The sequence below is a fragment of the Kitasatospora sp. NPDC088346 genome (genome assembly GCF_044740765.1).
GTDB lineage: Bacteria > Actinomycetota > Actinomycetes > Streptomycetales > Streptomycetaceae > Kitasatospora.
On the sequence record NZ_JBIURH010000003.1, the window covers coordinates 259,864 to 275,065 of the forward strand.

General features: G+C 72.1%; 15 protein-coding genes and 1 tRNA gene. 3 read left to right on the forward strand and 13 right to left on the reverse strand.

The window, feature by feature from the left end:
* Positions 1–6: 6 nt before the first annotated feature.
* The 7 genes from ACIOFR_RS07110 to ACIOFR_RS07140 all read right to left on the reverse strand — a co-directional run bounded on the left by ACIOFR_RS07110 (position 7) and on the right by ACIOFR_RS07140 (position 5,095).
* Positions 7–885 (reverse strand): hypothetical protein, encoded by an 879-nt coding sequence (locus ACIOFR_RS07110; RefSeq protein WP_400993078.1) that lies wholly within the window; start codon positions 883–885, stop codon positions 7–9.
* Between the two features lie 74 nt (positions 886–959).
* Positions 960–1,823, reverse strand: coding sequence for a hypothetical protein (locus ACIOFR_RS07115; protein ID WP_400993079.1), 864 nt, complete (start codon positions 1,821–1,823; stop codon positions 960–962).
* Between the two features lie 158 nt (positions 1,824–1,981).
* Positions 1,982–2,704: a 50S ribosomal protein L1 gene (gene rplA, locus ACIOFR_RS07120; RefSeq protein WP_400993080.1), complete on the reverse strand. Its 723-nt coding sequence runs from the start codon at positions 2,702–2,704 to the stop codon at positions 1,982–1,984.
* A 110-nt stretch (positions 2,705–2,814) separates the two neighbouring features.
* Positions 2,815–3,249: a 50S ribosomal protein L11 gene (gene rplK, locus ACIOFR_RS07125; RefSeq protein ID WP_350638176.1), complete on the reverse strand. Its 435-nt coding sequence runs from the start codon at positions 3,247–3,249 to the stop codon at positions 2,815–2,817.
* A 162-nt stretch (positions 3,250–3,411) separates the two neighbouring features.
* Positions 3,412–4,302, reverse strand: a complete 891-nt coding sequence (gene nusG, locus ACIOFR_RS07130; RefSeq protein ID WP_400993082.1) for a transcription termination/antitermination protein NusG — start codon at positions 4,300–4,302, stop codon at positions 3,412–3,414.
* Positions 4,303–4,514: 212 nt separating this feature from the next.
* On the reverse strand, positions 4,515–4,874 hold the full coding sequence (gene secE / locus ACIOFR_RS07135; RefSeq protein ID WP_400993084.1) for a preprotein translocase subunit SecE: 360 nt from the start codon (positions 4,872–4,874) through the stop codon (positions 4,515–4,517).
* Between the two features lie 148 nt (positions 4,875–5,022).
* Positions 5,023–5,095 (reverse strand) — tRNA-Trp (locus ACIOFR_RS07140).
* Positions 5,096–5,339: 244 nt separating this feature from the next.
* Here ACIOFR_RS07140 and ACIOFR_RS07145 point away from each other — a divergent pair.
* Both ACIOFR_RS07145 and ACIOFR_RS07150 read left to right on the forward strand, forming a co-directional pair.
* Positions 5,340–6,575: a pyridoxal phosphate-dependent aminotransferase gene (locus tag ACIOFR_RS07145; RefSeq protein ID WP_400993085.1), complete on the forward strand. Its 1,236-nt coding sequence runs from the start codon at positions 5,340–5,342 to the stop codon at positions 6,573–6,575.
* Positions 6,576–6,667: 92 nt separating this feature from the next.
* A complete protein-coding gene (locus ACIOFR_RS07150; protein WP_400993087.1) occupies positions 6,668–7,687 on the forward strand; it encodes an adenosine deaminase in 1,020 nt (339 codons plus the stop codon).
* Between the two features lie 10 nt (positions 7,688–7,697).
* Here ACIOFR_RS07150 and ACIOFR_RS07155 read toward each other — a convergent pair whose 3' ends face one another.
* Positions 7,698–8,738: a UDP-N-acetylmuramate dehydrogenase gene (locus ACIOFR_RS07155; RefSeq protein ID WP_400993088.1), complete on the reverse strand. Its 1,041-nt coding sequence runs from the start codon at positions 8,736–8,738 to the stop codon at positions 7,698–7,700.
* A 135-nt stretch (positions 8,739–8,873) separates the two neighbouring features.
* Here ACIOFR_RS07155 and ACIOFR_RS07160 point away from each other — a divergent pair, with 135 nt between their 5' ends.
* Positions 8,874–9,515 (forward strand): MerR family transcriptional regulator, encoded by a 642-nt coding sequence (locus ACIOFR_RS07160; RefSeq protein ID WP_400993089.1) that lies wholly within the window; start codon positions 8,874–8,876, stop codon positions 9,513–9,515.
* A 59-nt stretch (positions 9,516–9,574) separates the two neighbouring features.
* On the opposite strand, the gene ACIOFR_RS07165 is transcribed toward ACIOFR_RS07160, so the two are convergent.
* From ACIOFR_RS07165 to ACIOFR_RS07185, 5 genes are all read right to left on the reverse strand, one after another.
* Positions 9,575–11,047 carry an MFS transporter gene (locus tag ACIOFR_RS07165; protein WP_400993090.1) on the reverse strand — a complete coding sequence of 491 codons (1,473 nt, stop codon included), beginning with the start codon at positions 11,045–11,047 and terminating at the stop codon, positions 9,575–9,577.
* 118 nt (positions 11,048–11,165) lie between these two features.
* Positions 11,166–11,603 (reverse strand): DUF3291 domain-containing protein, encoded by a 438-nt coding sequence (locus tag ACIOFR_RS07170; RefSeq protein ID WP_400993091.1) that lies wholly within the window; start codon positions 11,601–11,603, stop codon positions 11,166–11,168.
* Positions 11,604–11,805: 202 nt separating this feature from the next.
* Complete coding sequence (locus tag ACIOFR_RS07175) at positions 11,806–13,113, reverse strand: NAD(P)/FAD-dependent oxidoreductase (protein WP_400993092.1); 1,308 nt, start codon at positions 13,111–13,113, stop codon at positions 11,806–11,808.
* A gap of 9 nt (positions 13,114–13,122) precedes the next feature.
* Positions 13,123–13,359, reverse strand: a complete 237-nt coding sequence (locus ACIOFR_RS07180) for a hypothetical protein (RefSeq protein WP_400993094.1) — start codon at positions 13,357–13,359, stop codon at positions 13,123–13,125.
* A 24-nt stretch (positions 13,360–13,383) separates the two neighbouring features.
* Entirely contained in the window at positions 13,384–15,177 is a 1,794-nt protein-coding gene (locus tag ACIOFR_RS07185; RefSeq protein ID WP_400993095.1) for an acyl-CoA dehydrogenase family protein, read from the reverse strand.
* Positions 15,178–15,202: the final 25 nt, after the last annotated feature.

Below are 15,202 nucleotides of genomic sequence, written 5' to 3' on the forward strand. Positions count from 1 at the left end.
CGGAACTCAGCTGGTGCCGAGGCTCTTCAGCAGCTCGGACATGTCCGCGACGTCGGCCGCCGGCGGGGCGGTCGGCGCGGTGGCCTTGCCCAGCTCGGTGTACTTCAGGATGGTCGCCCCGGCGGTGGAGGCGGCCGCGGCCGCGCCCTTGCCCGGGTTCAGGTCGGTGCCGCCCATCTGGACGAGCTCGGCCTTCTCGTTGATCCAGAAGTCCATGCTGGAGTCGGCGCCCTCCTTGGCGATCTCCTTCAGGAGCGTCGCCTTGACCTCGGGGGTCAGCCCGGTCATCGCGGCGACCAGGTCCTTGCCCGCGACGGTGCTCTTGTAGTGCACCGTGTCGACGCCGTCGATCTTCTCCGGGCCGACCTTGGTGAGCTTGCCGGCCTGGGCGTTGGCGGCGAGCTCGACAGCCGGGTTGAGCAGCTGGAGCATGCTGCCGAACGCGTTCAGGTCCTCGGCACCGGGGATGGCGCCGGCCTTCGGGTCCAGCTTCATCCACTTCTTGCCGCCGAACGCCGCGGCCATCTCCGCGTCGGCACCGACGTACATCACGTCGCCGACGAAGAGCATCTTCATGTCCTTGCCCTCGTCCTTGACCGAGAGCTCGAGCGCCTGCGGCGCCTTCCAGGAGAAGACGCCGGTGCCGCCGTCGTCGCCGGTGATGGTCAGCTTGGCGTTGCCCGCCTTCTCCATCACCGCGGCGGAGGCCGCCAGGGCCTCCTTCGGGTCCAGGTCCTTCTTGGCCGCCGGCGCGGAGGCCGCGGTCGAGGCGGCGCCCGAGGCCGCACCGGCGGAGTCGCCACCGGACTTGCTGTTGCAGGCCGACAGGGCGCCGACGAGCACGGTGGAGACGACCACCGCAGATGCGATGCGCAGGGTACGCACAGATCCCCCTCTTATGTTTCTCTCATACTTGCCTGCGGGACTCTAGTCGATCCGTGCGACAGACCCGCAACGGGTTATGGACCGTTCAGCACCAGGGTGTCGGCCGTCTCCGGAGCGGTCACCGCGACCTGGGTCCCCGGGTCCGTGACCACCTCCACGATGGTGTCCGAACCACCCTTGCCCTTGGTGCTCTCCTGTGCCTTCAGCAGCCGGCCGTTCTGGTCCAGCCAGTAGTCGTGCTCGACCGACTCCACGCCCTGGCGCTGGTAGTAGGCCAGGGTGGCCGCCCGCTCCTGCTCCGAGAGCCCCTGGTCGGCGGCGTGGTACGCGGCCACCGGCGCCGTGCCGCGGTAGTGCGTCACCGGCACGCCGCCCAGGTCCTCCCGGCCGACCTCGGTGAGCTGCCCCGACGCCGCCATCAGCCGCAGCGGCGCGGCCGGCCCTGCGGTGATCCCGGTCAGCCAGATGCCGGTGAAGTTCTGCGAGACCCCGGCCGGGGCGCTGCCGGAGTCCAGCTGCTCGGCCACCTCGCGCGCGGCCTGCGCCCAGTGCCGGCCCCTGAGCTCGGTCGTCAGCCACGGGTACGAGGCGTAGTGCACCCCGCCGACCAGCCGGAGCCGGCCCTTGCCGCGGCTCTCGGTGATCGTCAGATCGGCGTCCCCGGACTTCCAGGAGACCAGGCCCTCCACCGTGCTGCGGCCGTACTGGTGGTTGTCCTCCTCGACCCGCAGCCGGGCGCTGCCGGCCTCGTCCAGCGCGTCGGCGGCGGCCTCCACCACGCCCTTCGGCGTGCTGGGCCGGGCGCTCGCGGTCGCGGACCGCTCCGGGGCGGACGCCGTGGGGTCGGAGCCCGCGCCGGCGCCGGCGCCGCTGCAGCCGGCCGAGCAGCCGAGCAGCAGGGCTGCTCCGGCCAGGGCGGCGATCCTGTCGATACGCACGAGTGCACTCCACTGGGGGTGGGCTGGCTGGGGGACGGGGTCCGCAGAGCCTAACCGCCCGGGTACGCCGACGGGCCCGCACCCCCTGTGCAGGGGATGCGGGCCCGTCGAAGCGGAATCAGTCGCGCCCAGGACGCGGCCGGTCAGAGCACGGGGGCTCAGACGGCGGCCGGGTCCTCCTCGACGAGGAGGTTGCGGGTGCGGTTCGGGTCCACCAGGATGCCGGGGCCGATCGTGGTCGAGACCGCGGTCTTCTTGATGTAACGGCCCTTGGCGGCGGCCGGCTTGGCCCGGAGGACCTCCTCGAGCGCAGCGCCGTAGTTCTCGACCAGCTGCTCGTCGGTGAAGGAGACCTTACCGATGATGAAGTGCAGGTTCGAGTGCTTGTCGACGCGGAACTCGATCTTGCCGCCCTTGATGTCGTTGACAGCCTTGGTGACATCGGGGGTGACGGTGCCGGTCTTCGGGTTCGGCATCAGACCACGGGGACCGAGCACGCGGCCGAGGCGGCCGACCTTGCCCATGAGGTCCGGGGTGGCGACGACGGCGTCGAAGTCCAGACGACCCTTGGCGACCTCGTCGATGAGCTCGTCGGAGCCCACGATGTCGGCGCCCGCAGCACGCGCGGCCTCGGCACGGTCGCCGGTCGCGAAGACCAGGACCCGAGCGGTCTTACCGGTGCCGTGCGGGAGGATCACGGTGCTGCGGACCATCTGGTCGGCCTTGCGCGGGTCGACGCCCAGACGCATGGCAACCTCGACGGTGCCGTCGAACTTGGAGGTGGAGGTCTCCTTCGCGAGGCGGATGGCCTCGAGGGGAGCGTAGATCCGGCTGCGGTCGACCTTGGCGTCCGCGGCCTTGAGAGCCTTGCTGCGCTTCACTGCTTCTCCTGAAGATTGGGCCCCTCCAGGCCGTTGACGGGCGAGGAGGGCGGAGGAGTCGTGGTGTGTACGGGCCGCGCGGGCCCTACCACGGTGGACTGACGGGCTGATCAGCCCTCGACGGTGATGCCCATCGACCGGGCGGTGCCGGCGATGATCTTCGCCGCGGCGTCCAGGTCGTTGGCGTTCAGGTCGGGGAGCTTGACCGTGGCGATCTCGCGGACCTGGGCGCTGGTGAGCTTGGCGACCTTGGTCTTGTGCGGCTCGGCCGAGCCCTTGTCCACGCCCGCGGCCTTCAGGATGAGGCGCGCGGCCGGCGGCGTCTTCGTGATGAAGGTGAAGGAACGGTCGTCGTAGACCGTGATCTCCACCGGCACGATCATGCCGCGCTGCGACTCGGTCGCGGCGTTGTAGGCCTTGCAGAACTCCATGATGTTGACGCCGTGCTGGCCCAGGGCGGGGCCGACCGGCGGGGCCGGGTTCGCGGCACCGGCGTTGATCTGGAGCTTGATGAGCCCCGTGATCTTCTTCTTCTTGGGAGGCATTTCTCTCCGGGTCCTTCCGAGAGGTGATTGCTGGTGCGTCCGCGGCAGGCGCGACACCCGGCCGGGCGGACACACATCGGACCAGGCTAACGCGGATGCGCCGCTGGACCAAAACGGATTGAGGGCGGAGCAACCGCTCCGCCCTCAACCCGAAGGTCTGTACTAGTTCTTCTGGATCTGGTCGAAGGACAGCTCGACCGGGGTCTCGCGGCCGAAGATCTCGACCAGGCCCTTGACCTTCTTCGAGTCCGGGTTGATCTCGTTGATGGTCGCCTGCAGGGTGGCGAACGGACCGTCGGTGACGGTGACCGAGTCGCCGACCTCGAAGTCGAGCACCTGGACCTCGACCGGACGGACCGGGGAGGCCTTGCCGGCGTCCTTGGCCGCCTGGCGCTCGACGTCCGGGGCGAGCATCTTGACGACCTCGTCCAGGGTCAGCGGGTACGGGTCGTAGGCGTTGCCGACGAAGCCGGTGACGCCCGGGGTGTTGCGGACCACGTTCCAGGACTCGGCGTCCAGCTCCATCCGGACCAGGACGTAGCCGGGGAGCTTGTTCTGGCGGATGGTCTTGCGGTCGCCGTTCTTGATCTGGACGACCTCTTCCTGCGGCACGGCCGACTCGAAGATGCGGTCCTCGACGTTCAGCGAGACCGAGCGCTGCTCGAGGTTCTGCTTCACCCGGTTCTCGTAGCCGGCGTAGGTGTGGATGACGTACCACTCACCCGGCGCGAGGCGGAGCTGCTCGCGGAACTCGGCGACCGGGTCGCTCTCGGCCCCGGCCTCCTCGGCGGCGTCCTCGGCCTCTTCGGCCTCGTCGTCGGAGCTCGCCTCGGCGGCGTCCTCGTCGTCGGCGGTCGCCTCGGCGCCGTCCTCGTCGGCCGGCACGCCCGCCTCGGCCTCGTCGGCAGCCTCGACCTCGTCCTCGTCGGCGTCGGCGGCGTCCAGGATGTCCTCGGCCGCCTCGGCGTCAGCAGCCTCGGCCGCGTCGAGCTCGGCCGCGACATCCGCCTCGCGGACGGTCTCGTCGGCGTCGTACAGGGGGGACTCAGACACGGTCGCTGCTTCTTTCCTGGTTGTGGAGATGGAACGGCTCCGGGCCGCCCGGCTGCCCTCAGGCGTACGGGCGGGAAAGTCTCGGATACCTCAACAGTACCGAGTCAACGGTAGCGGGCTCGTCCGGTCGGCGCAGACGGCTCGACCCGGGCCGCCCCCGTCCGTGCGGAAGGGTGCCGACCCGGGTCGGGTGTCACTGGCTGCCGAGCTGGTCAGCCGAAGATCCACAAGCTGAGCTTGGAGAAGCCGTAGTCGATGCCGTAGACCAGCATCATCATCACGACGACGAAGGTCACCACGACGGTGGTGTACTGGATCAGCTCGTTGCGCGTCGGCCAGACGACCTTGCGCAGTTCCGCGATGATCTGGCGGTAGAAGACCGCCGCCCGGGCGAAGAGGCCCTTCTTGGCCCGCTTCCCGGGCTTCTTGGCACCGTCACCGCCCGCGGCCCTGTTGGCCCGCCGACGCTCGCGCCGGGAGAGCCCGTCCGTGGACGTGGTCTCGGCCGCGCCGTCGGCACCCTCGGGGTTGCCGCTCTCAGGCGTTGCGGTGGAGCCCGTGGTCTCCGTCACTCGTCCTCACCTGAATCCGGGTCCTGCCGAGCGCGACTGCGTGCGTGTGCCGCACGAGCGATCCGGCGAAAGCAGTGCTTGGTGGGGCCCTCTCCGCATCAAGCCCGCTCGCTCTGTGGAGCGAACGGGCTCGGTACGGATCAAGCTGCAGGGCACGAGGGACTCGAACCCCCAACCGCCGGTTTTGGAGACCGGTGCTCTACCAATTGAGCTAGTGCCCTTCGGCGCCTCGCGGCACCGGACTGCGCCCAAACCTACCGCATCCGAGCCGCTGCGTGGTGTACGCGGCGGAGGATCCGCACCTCGGGAGCCATCGAGCAGTGAGTGTACGTGTTCTTGAGCGTTTGGTCGAACCTCATTCACCGCAGCCCCACCCCCCGTACCGGCGGGACACATCGTGGACGGTCCGGTACGCATGCTGAAACCGTCGTGCCCACGGGGCGCCGACTCTGGGACGATGCAGACATGAGCGCTTCCACCCCCGCCAACCGTCCTGCCGACCGCCGGGTCTCCGCCCGGGTCGGCGCCATCGCCGAGTCCGCCACCCTCGCCGTGGACGCCAAGGCCAAGGCCCTCAAGGCGGCCGGCCGTCCCGTGATCGGCTTCGGTGCCGGCGAACCGGACTTCCCGACCCCGGGCTACATCGTCGACGCCGCCGTCGAGGCCTGCCGCGACCCGAAGAACCACCGCTACACCCCGGCCGGCGGGCTGCCGGAGCTGAAGGCCGCCATCGTCGCCAAGACGCTGCGCGACTCCGGCTACCGGGTGGACGCCTCCCAGGTGCTCGTCACCAACGGCGGCAAGCAGGCGATCTACGAGGCCTTCGCCGCGATCCTCGACCCGGGCGACGAGGTCATCATCCCCGCGCCGTACTGGACCACCTACCCGGAGGCCGTGAAGCTGGGCGGCGGCGTCCCGGTGGAGGTCGTGGCCGACGAGACCACCGGCTACAAGGTCTCGGTCGAGCAGTTGGAGGCGGCCCGCACCGAGCGGACCAAGGTCGTCCTGTTCGTCTCGCCGTCCAACCCGACCGGCGCGGTCTACACCGAGGCCGAGGCCGAGGCGATCGGCCGCTGGGCGCTGGAGCACGGCCTGTGGGTGCTCACCGACGAGATCTACGAGCACCTGGTCTACGGCGACGCCACCTTCACCTCGCTGCCGGCGCTGCTGCCCGAGCTGGCCGACAAGTGCATCGTGGTCAACGGCGTGGCCAAGACCTACGCGATGACCGGCTGGCGGGTGGGCTGGCTGATCGGCCCGAAGGACGTGGTGAGCGCCGCCACCAACCTGCAGTCGCACGCCACCTCCAACGTCTCCAACGTGGCGCAGGTCGCCGCGCTGGCCGCCGTCTCGGGCGACCTGTCGGCCGTCGACGAGATGAAGACCGCGTTCGACCGCCGCCGCCGCACCATCGTGCGGATGCTGAACGAGATCGAGGGCGTGCTCTGCCCCGAGCCCGAGGGCGCGTTCTACGTGTACCCGTCGGTGAAGCCGCTGCTGGGCAAGGAGATCCGCGGCCGCCGCCCGGCCACCTCCGCCGAGCTGGCCGCGCTGATCCTGGACGAGGCCGAGGTCGCGGTCGTCCCCGGCGAGGCCTTCGGCACCCCGGGCTACCTGCGGCTCTCGTACGCGCTGGGCGACGCCGACCTGGTCGAGGGCATCGGCCGGGTGCAGAAGCTGCTGGCCGAGGCGCGCGACTGACCTCCGCACTCCCGGTCCGCCCCCTGTCACCCCTTCGGGGGATGTGCAGGGGGCGGTTCCCGTTCCGGGCCGGGATGCGGCAGTATCGGCAAATGGATCGCCAGCGTGATGTCCGAGGCCTCCCGAAGGCCCACCTGCACCTGCATTTCACCGGTTCGATGCGGCCCGCCACCCTGTTGGAGCTGGCCGACAAGCACGGAGTCCGGCTGCCCGAGGCGCTCAGTTCCGCCGAGCCGCCGCAGCTGCGGGCCACCGACGAGCGGGGCTGGTTCCGGTTCCAGCGGCTCTACGACACCGCGCGCTCGGTGCTGCGGGACGAGCAGGACATCCGGCGGCTGGTGCGGGAGACCGCCGAGGACGAGCGGCGGGACGGCTCGCGCTGGCTGGAGATCCAGGTCGACCCGACCTCGTACGCGCCCCGGCTGGGCGGGCTCACCCCCGCGCTGGAACTGATCCTGGACGCCGTCCGGGACGCCTCCGAGAGCACCGGGGTGGGGATCCGGGTGCTGGTCGCGGCCAACCGGATGAAGTCCCCGATGGACGCCCGGACGCTGGCCCGGCTCGCCGTCCGGTACGCCGACCACGGGGTGGTGGGCTTCGGCCTGTCCAACGACGAACGGCGCGGCCTGGCACGGGACTTCGACCGCGCCTTCCGGATCGCCCGGGACGGCGGGCTGCTCGCCGCGCCGCACGGCGGCGAGCTGGCGGGGGCGGAGTCCGTCCGGGACTGCCTGGACGACCTCGGGGCCGGCCGGATCGGCCACGGCGTCCGGGCCGCCGAGGACCCGCGGCTGATGCAGCGGCTGGCGGACCGGCAGGTCACCTGCGAGGTCTGCCCGTCCTCCAACGTCTCGCTCGGGGTCTACGAGCGGGCCGAGCTGGTGCCGATGCGGACGCTGTTCGACGCCGGGGTGCCGATGGCGCTCGGCGCGGACGACCCGCTGCTGTTCGGCTCCCGGCTGGCCGAGCAGTACCGGCTGGTCCGCGAGGTGCACGGGTTCTCCGACGCCGAACTGGCCGAGCTGGCCCGGCAGTCGGTCCGGGGCTCCCGGGCGCCGGAGGCCGTCCGGAAGGAACTGCTCGCGGACATCGACCTCTGGCTGACCGAGTAGCCGGCCGCGCCTACAGCCGGACGCCGACCATCACCGGCTCGTTGACCAGCTCGACGCCGAACGCGGCCCGGACGCCGTCCCGGACCTCACGGGCCAGTGCGAGCAGGTCCTCGGTGGTCGCGCTCCCCCGGTTGGTCAGGGCCAGGGTGTGCTTGGTGGAGAGGGTGGCCGGGCCGGCGCCGTGGCCCCTGCGGAAGCCGGCGTGGTCGATCAGCCAGGCGGCGGACGTCTTGGTGCAGCCGTCGGCGGCCGGGAAGGCGGGGGCGGTGCGGTCGCCGAGCCGGGCCGTGAAGGCGGCGTACTGGTCGGCGGTCAGGACCGGGTTGGTGAAGAAGGAGCCCGCCGACCAGGTGTCGTGGTCGTCCGCGTCCAGCACCATGCCCTTGCCCGCGCGCAGCTTCAGCACGGTGTCGTGGGCGGTCCGCAGGTCGACCCGCTCGCCGGCCCCGACGCCCAGCGTCCTGGCCACCTCGGCGTACCGGACCGGGGCGGACAGGCCCGCGGCGTCCTCCAGGGCGAAGACCACCCGGAGCACGACGTACCGCGCGGGGTCGGCCTTGAAACGGCTGTGCCGGTAGGAGAACGCGCACTCGGCGGCGGAGAGGGTGACCCGCTCGCCGGCCGCGCGGTCCCAGGCGTGGACCTCGGTGACGGTGCCGGACACCTCCTGGCCGTACGCGCCGACGTTCTGCACCGGGGTGGCGCCCGCGGAGCCGGGGATGCCGGCCAGGAACTCGATGCCGGCCAGGCCGTGCTCGACCGTCCGGGCGACCGCGTCGGCCCAGACCTCGCCGGCCGCCAGCTCCAGCCGGGTGCCGTCCAGTTCGAAGCCCTCGGTGGCGATCCGCAGCACGGTGCCGTCGAAGCCGGCGTCGCCGATCACCAGGTTGGAGCCGCCGCCGAGCAGCAGCAGCGGCTCGCCCGCGGCGTCGGCGGCACGGACGGCGGCGATCACCTCGTCGTCGGTCCGGGCGGTGACCAGCCGGCGGGCGGGGCCGCCGAGCCGGAGCGTGGTCAGCGGGGCGAGCGGGGCGTTTTCGAGTACCTGCACGCCCACCACGGTATACGGGCCGGACGGCGGGTCCGTTCCGGCGCCCGGAGCAATGTGGAGAGATAAGCTATCCATATTGGTCCGGCCGGGCTCGCCGCCCTCCCCGGGCCCGACGGCTTCGGGAGCGGGGACGCGATGCGCATCGGGGAGTTGAGCAGGCGGGCCGGCGTACCGGTGCCGACCATCAAGTACTACGTGCGGGAGGGCCTGATCCCCGGCGGGCGGCGCACCGGGCCGAACCAGGCCCAGTACGGCGAGCCGCACGTCCACCGGCTGAAGCTGGTCCGCGCGATGGTCGAGGTCGGCAAGCTCTCGGTGGCCGCCACCCGGGAGGTGCTCGGCGCGATCGACGCGCCCGACAGCAGCCTGCACGAGGTGCTCGGCATCGCCCAGGCCGCCGTCACCCCGCAGGTCACCGTCACCGACCCGGCCGCCTGGGCCCCCGCCGAGCAGGCCGTGGCGGACCTGGTGGCGCGGCGCGGCTGGGTGGTCAAGGAGACCAACCCGGCCCGGCAGGCGCTCGCCCAGCTGGTGATGACCTTCCGCGACCTCGGGCAGGACGACCTGCTGGACATCCTGGACGACTACGCGGGCGTCGCCGAGCGGCTGGCGGCGGCCGAGCTGGCCGCGATCGGGCACCGCGAGGGCGTCGACAGCAAGGTCGAGGGGGCGGTGCTGGGCACCGTGCTCGGCGACGCCCTGATCGGCGCGATGCGCCGGCTCGCCCAGGCCGACGCCTCGCACCGGGCCTTCGAGACCGCCCCCGTCCGCCGCTGAAACGGCCCGCGGCCCTCCCGGTGGAGGGCCGCGGGCCGCTCGGGGCCGCCGGGGCGGCGTCAGACGCCGGCCGGCGCCGGCTCGTCGGCCGGGCGGCTCGGCTCGGACTGCTCGACCGGCCGGGGCGGGCGCGGGATGAACAGCGCGCACACGCCGCCGAACAGGACGACGGCGACACCCACCCAGACCGCCGGGTGCAGCCCGTCCACGAACTCCGCCGGGCTCCGCTCACTGCCGTGCGCCAGGAAGACGCTGCTCAGCACCGCGATGCCGAAGGCGCCGCCGATCTCCCGGACGGTGGTGTTGGCGCCGGAGGCCTTGCCCCGGTGCTCCGGGCCGACCGCGCCGAGCACCACCGCCGCGGTGGGCGCGATGGCGAAGCCCATGCCCGCACCGGCCACCAGCATCGCGCCGACCAGGTGCGAGTACGGGGTGTCGGCGGTGGCCGCCAGGTTGATCCAGGCCAGACCGCCGGCCTGGAGGAAGAGCCCGAGCGCCATCAGCCGCCCGCCGCCCACCCGGTCGGTGAGCGCCCCCGCGACCGGGGCGATGAACATCGGCATCAGCGTCCAGGCCAGGGTCAGCACACCGGCGTGCAGCGGCGTCCGGTACGGGGCGATCTGGAGGTACTGGGAGAGGAAGAAGATCGAGCCGAAGACCCCGAAGTACATCGTCGCCGAGACGATGTTGGTCAGCGTGAAGGCCCGGATCCGGTAGAAGGAGAGCGGGAGCAGCGGGTGGGTCTGGCGGCGCTCCCAGAGCACGAAGGCGATCAGCAGGACGCCGCCGGCCACGAAGGCGGAGACGATCCTGGTCGAGGTCCAGCCGTCGGTGCTGCCGTTGACGATGCCCCAGACCACGGCGAGCAGGCCGGCCGCGGCCAGCAGCATGCCGACCAGGTCGAGACCGGCCCGCTCACCCTTGCTCTCCCGCAGCACCTTGAAGACCAGCGGGATCGCGACGATGCCGACCGGGACGTTGATCCAGAAGATCCACTCCCAGGCCAGGCCGTCGACCACCGCGCCGCCGACCACCGGGCCGAGCGCGATCGCCAGGCCGCTGACCGCGCCCCACAGGCCGAGCGCCAGGCTGCGCATCTTCTCGGGGACGGCCTGCGAGAGCAGCGTCAGCGAGAGCGGCATGACGGCGGCGGCGCCGAAGCCCTGGACCGTGCGGGCGGTGATCAGCTCACCGCTGGTGCCGGCCAGGCCGCAGGCGATCGAGGACAGGGTGAAGATCGCGATGCCGATGGCGAAGACCTTCCGGCGGCCGAACCGGTCGCCGAGGGCGGCGCCGATCAGCAGCAGGCAGGAGAAGCTCAGCACATAGGCGTTGACGAACCACTGAAGGTCCTTGGTGTCGGCCTTGAGGTCGACGGCCAGGGTGCGCAGGGCGGTGGAGACGACCAGGTTGTCCAGCGCCACCATGAACATCGGCACGCTGCACGCGACGATCGACAGCCAGAGCGGGACCTTCGGCCCCTGGGCGGCGGGGCTCGGCGAGCCGGCCGCCGTGAGATCGGGCGAAGCCATGACTCTTCTCCTTCGGGAGTGCGAGGTGTGCGGACGCGGGGGTGCCGGGGTGCTCGTGGCGCCGGGTGGCGCTGGTTGGTGCTCGTGGCGCCGGTGGTGTTCGCGGCGCCGGGGACGCTCAGGCGCCGGGACGCCGGGACGCCTCGTCGGCGGCGGCCTCGTCCGCGCGCCGCTGGTCGGCCACCCGCTGCTTGGCGTCGGCCCAGGTGATCGGGAGCTGCTCGGTCGGCACCTCCCAGAAGACGAAGGTGGAGCCGTTCATGGTCGACCGGAGCGAGGTCATCGTGGAGTAGTGCGGCTCGGTCCGGACGTAGGTGTTCAGGCCCTCGCGGGACTCCCAGGCGGAGAGCGTCCAGAAGGTCCGGCGCAGCGGCTGGGCAATGAGCGAGGCGCCGAGGGCGCCGGGGGCCTTGCGGACCTGCTGCCAGACCGCGAGGGACTTGAGGAAGAAGCGCGGCACGTCCTTGAACGAGGCGACCTGTAGGCGCGAGGCCATCACCAGGGCCCGGGTCTGCGGGCGGGCCGGGTTCGGGGTGGTCCAGGGGAGCGTGGGCATCGAGATCGGCCTTCCTCGTCGGTCGCCGGCCCGGCGCGCAGCGGAGGATGCGCTCGCCCGAGTCGATAGTGGAACCTAGCGCTATCCATTATAGGGAGTGGCACTGCCCGATGGCCAGTGCGGAAACGCCGGGGCGGGCCCGGCCCGCTCGGCCGACCCCGCCCCCGTCCGCGACCGCCGCGGACCGCCCCGCCGGAGCGCCTCAGGCCCCGAGCTCCCGCAGCAGTTGCTCCGCCGCCTCCAGCCCGGAGGAGAACGCCGCCTCGTGCGACCCGATCTGGTCGTGGTGCAGCTGCTTGGAGTGGAAGTAGGAGCCCGCCAGCTTCACCCGGGTGCCGTCGTTGACCCGGTAGATGGTGCTCTGCAGGGTGCGCAGGTCCATGTCGATGACCGGGTGCTCGTAGTGCAGCTCCCTGATCACCAGGTCCTCGCGGATCGGCCGCGGGTAGTCCAGGGTCACGAAGTAGTCGTGCTCGGACTCGAAGCCGTGCAGCCGGTTCATGTAGTAGACGACGTAGGGGCGGACCGCGCCGTCCACCACGACCTTGCCGTAGTTCCAGTTCTCCCAGCGCGAGCGGTCCTCGGGCATCACCGAGGCGTCGGTGTGCAGGACGACCCGGGAGGGGTTGTAGCGGATCTTCGCCAGGGTCCGCCGCTGCAGCTCGGTCGGGTCGGTGAGCAGCGCCCGGGCCTGGTCGCCGTGGACGGCGAGCACGGCGTGGTCGAAGCGCTCGGTGCCGGCGGCGGTGGTCACCTCGACGCCGTCCGCGGCCTCCCGGACGCCGGTGACCCGCTCGCCGAGCCGCAGTTTGGGGTCGACGGCCGCCAGCGCCCGCCGGACGTAGCTGATCGAACCGCCGCCGACGGTCCGCCAGTCCACCCGCGCGCCGCCGAGGCCGCCCTCGTCGTGGGCCATGAAGAAGGCGATCACCGTGGTGGCCGGCATCTCCCAGATCAGCTCGGCCGGCACCGACCACACGGCGGTGCAGAGCAGGATCACGTACCCGTGCCGGAACTCCTGGCTGTAGCCGCCGCGGTCGAGGTACTCGCCGAGCGGCAGGTCGGTGCGCTTGCGCAGGAAGTCCCTGCGGCCCTCCTCGTGGAAGCGCCGAGCCTCGCGCCGGATGGTGCGGAACTCCTCCGGGTAGCGGCCGGCCACCTCCTCCTCCGGCAGGACCATCTCCTCGGTGCCGAACTGGAGGCCGGTGTCGAGATCGAAGAAGTTGAAGCCGCCCCGGTGCTCCCGGAACGGCACCTCCAGCTCGTCGAAGAACCGGGTGAGGTTGGGGTAGCTGGGCCGGTTGAAGATGACGAACGCGGTGTCGATGCCCAGGGTCCGGCCGGCGTCCTGGACCTCGATGGTGTGGGCGTGGCCGCCCGCGCGGTCGTCCTGTTCGAAGACGGTGAGCTCGGCGTGGTGGCGCAGCCGGTACGCGGCGGAGAGGCCGGAGACTCCGGCGCCGATGATCGCGACCCGGGGCTTGGCCGGTGCTGACAGCGGTGCAGACATGGGACGTCCTTAGCTGGCTGGGGCGTTGGGGGTGTCGGTGCGGGCGCCGGTCTCCAGGACCGGGCCGAGGACGGCGAGGCCGGCCAGCCGCTGGAGCCAGGCGCAGGTCTCCCGGCGGAGCTCCTGCCGGCAGGCGGGGCAGAGCTTGAGGTCGCGGTCGAGCCGGTCCTCGGGCGTCGCGGCCCGGCAGCCCGGGCAGGGCAGCAGGCGGGTGGCGGACGGGTCGGCGGTGGTGCGTCTCGGCACGTCGCGGGTCCTTCCCGGTCCGGATCAGATCTCGGCGAGGCTGAGGTCCCCGCGCTCGGCGAGCCGGAACTGCCAGTGCGAGAAGAGGCGGTTCTCCTGGTGCAGGCGGCGCAGCACCGCCATCACCTCGTCCACCGCCCGGCTGTCGGTGACCGCCTCGTGCGGGTGCAACTGCTTGCGCAGACGTTCCAGTTGGAGCAGCAGCAGGGCGGCGCTGGGCAGCGGGTCGGCGGGCGTGGCGGCGGCGGCCCGCAGGTAGGTGTGCAGGCAGGCGGCGACCGCGTGCAGCAGGCAGTACTGCTTGGCCAGGTCGAAGAGTTCGGCGGACTGGCCGTACTCGCGGCCGAGTTCGGCCCGCAGGGCGGCCGAGCGGTCGCGCAGGGCGGCGGCCGAGCCGAGCAGTTCCGCGGCGACGTCCGCGGCCCGGGTCAGCCACTCCCGGTCGTCGCCCTTGGCGGCCGCGGCGTGCTCGCCGAGCGCGCGCAGGGCGGCGGGGGCGGCGAGCAGGGCGTCGTCCCGGCCGCGGCTGAACAGCTCCTGGTCCCAGGGCCGGTAGAGCGGCAGGTCGCGGTCGAGGCCGTAGAGCGTGGCGACCCGCTGCTCGGCGGCGGCCCGCGCCTCGCCGGCCGGGCCGGTGGCGGCGGCCAGCAGGCCGTCCAGCTGGAGGGCGAGGTTCTTGAGGTTGACCACGGTGTTGCCGTCGGCGAAGTTGGCGACCAGCATGTCGCGGAGCATCTTCTGGTGGATCCCGTAGTGCGGCTCGGCGCGCAGGTAGAAGCGGGCGCCGAGCACCACGTTGAGCCGGGACATGGTGGTCTCCAGCAGCGTCGGCACGAAGTACTTCACCACCGACGACCAGACGCTGGCCTGTTCGGGCACCAGCTGGAGGCTGCGGACGGCACCCAGGCTGACCGCGTCGGCGATCATCAGGTCGGCGAAGCACTCGGCCAGCTGCCGCCGGGAGTACGGGATGTCGCTGACCGCCCGGCCGAAGATCACCCGGCGCTCGGTGAAGTCCAGGGTGATCCGCAGGGCCGTGTCGACGGCGGAGAGGGCGATCGAGCCGATCAGGGTGCGGGCCACCTGGGAGGTCTGCAGGGCGATCTCCAGGCCGGCGCCCTCGGCGCCGAGCCGGGCCGAGTCGGGGACGAAGACCCCGTCCAGCCGGATCCCGCTCATGTCCAGGGCCCGCAGGCCGTGCAGCCGTTCGTTCGGGAGCTCCTCGACCGCGCCGGCCGGGGTGCGGCGCTTCTCCAGCAGGAAGATGGAGTAGCCCGCCGGGCCTCCGCTCGCCCTGGTCCGGGCGAACACGGCCAGCCCGTCGGCGACCCTGGCGTTGCCGATCAGCCACTTCTCACCGGTCAGCAGGTAGCCGCCGGGGACCTTCTCGGCGGCGAGCTCGTTGCTGAGCACGTCGCTGCCGTGGCTGCGTTCGGACAGTCCCCAGGCGTACCGGCTGCCCCGCTTCATGGCGTCGCTCAGGTACTGCTTCTGCTCGTCCGTGCCGGCGATCCAGGCGGGCAGGAAGGCCAGGCTGGTGATGATCAGCGCGGTGGCGGTGGTCGGGTCGCGGCGGGCGATCAGCCGCAGCAGGTTGAAGCCGGTCTCCACGTTGCCGGCCAGCCCGCCCTGGGCCTCGGGGATGTTGTACTCGTGCACGCCCCAGCGCTGGAGCAGGTTGACGAAGGCGTACGGGTACTCCTCGCGCTCGTCGTGGTCGAGGATCCGTTCGTACGGCATCCGGCTGGCCGGGTCGTGCGGGTCCCCCAGGTACTCCTCCAGCTCGGCGGCGAGTCTGGGCAGGTCTGAGCTGTTCACCGGTCCTCCTGTCGCGGGACGCCCC

Coding starts and splice junctions, on each gene's coding strand:
- rplK (WP_350638176.1), bottom strand. CDS start 3,249: ATGCCTCCCAAGAAGAAGAAGATCACGGGGCTCATCAAGCTCCAGATC.
- ACIOFR_RS07145 (WP_400993085.1), top strand. CDS start 5,340: ATGAGCGCTTCCACCCCCGCCAACCGTCCTGCCGACCGCCGGGTCTCC.
- ACIOFR_RS07150 (WP_400993087.1), top strand. CDS start 6,668: ATGGATCGCCAGCGTGATGTCCGAGGCCTCCCGAAGGCCCACCTGCAC.
- ACIOFR_RS07160 (WP_400993089.1), top strand. CDS start 8,874: ATGCGCATCGGGGAGTTGAGCAGGCGGGCCGGCGTACCGGTGCCGACC.
- ACIOFR_RS07165 (WP_400993090.1), bottom strand. CDS start 11,047: ATGGCTTCGCCCGATCTCACGGCGGCCGGCTCGCCGAGCCCCGCCGCC.
- ACIOFR_RS07170 (WP_400993091.1), bottom strand. CDS start 11,603: ATGCCCACGCTCCCCTGGACCACCCCGAACCCGGCCCGCCCGCAGACC.
- ACIOFR_RS07175 (WP_400993092.1), bottom strand. CDS start 13,113: ATGTCTGCACCGCTGTCAGCACCGGCCAAGCCCCGGGTCGCGATCATC.